Source organism: Marinobacter lacisalsi, assembly GCF_042651045.1.
Lineage (GTDB): Bacteria > Pseudomonadota > Gammaproteobacteria > Pseudomonadales > Oleiphilaceae > Marinobacter > Marinobacter lacisalsi.
In genome coordinates this window covers 1-853 of the sequence record NZ_JBHSDI010000027.1, presented here as the reverse complement: position 1 = coordinate 853, position 853 = coordinate 1, and the positions used below count along the sequence as shown (strand labels likewise).

Below are 853 nucleotides of genomic sequence, written 5' to 3'. Positions count from 1 at the left end.
CGAAGCCACCTGGAGCCAGAAACTGCCAGACTGGATCGGCTCTCACATCCGTGCCTTCCAGTACCTGAATGGGGTTCCGGAATTAGTGGTGCCCGACAACCTCCGCTCCGGTGTCACCAAGGCCCACCGCTACGAGCCGGATCTTAACCCGACCTACCAGGATATGGCCGCCCATTACGGTGTGGGCGTTGTCCCCACACGGGCTCGTAAGCCCCGCGACAAGGCCAAGGTGGAAGGCGGTGTGCTGATCGTCGAACGCTGGATCCTGGCGGCATTGCGCCACCGTCAGCACTTCTCCCTGGGGCAGCTCAATGCCACCATCCGTGAGTTGTTGGAAAGACTCAACAGCCGGCCCTTCCGCAAGTTACCCGGCTGCCGGCGCGACCACTTCGAACAGTTGGACAAGCCGGTCCTGCAACCATTGCCGGCGGAGCCGTATGTCTACGCGGAGTGGAAGAAGGCCCGCGTTCATATCGACTACCACGTGGCCATCGACGGGCATTACTACTCGGTTCCCTACACCTTGATCAAGAAGGAGGTGGAGGTCCGGATCACCCACAACACCATCGAGTGCTTCTACCGAGGCAATCGAATCGCCAGCCACCGGCGCTCGGACCAGAAGGGTCGGCATAGCACCATCGCCGCTCACATGCCGGAGTCCCATCGCCAGGCTGGTGAGTGGACCCCAGAGCGGCTGACCGCCTGGGCGGCCAAGACCGGACCGGCGACGGAGAAGCTCATCCGCACCGCACTGGGTGCCCGCAAACACCCACAGCAGGCTTACCGCTCCTGTCTGGGCATTCTCCGGTTGGGGCAGAGCTACGGCGAGTCGCGGCTGGAGGCCGCCTGCCAG

At 63.3% G+C, this 853-nt stretch carries 1 protein-coding gene; it reads left to right on the top strand.

Going from position 1 to position 853, the window contains the following annotated elements; all coding sequences use genetic code 11:
• A partial coding sequence (gene istA / locus ACFOZ5_RS13400; RefSeq protein WP_379888139.1) for an IS21 family transposase occupies positions 1–853 on the top strand: 853 nt, incomplete at both ends.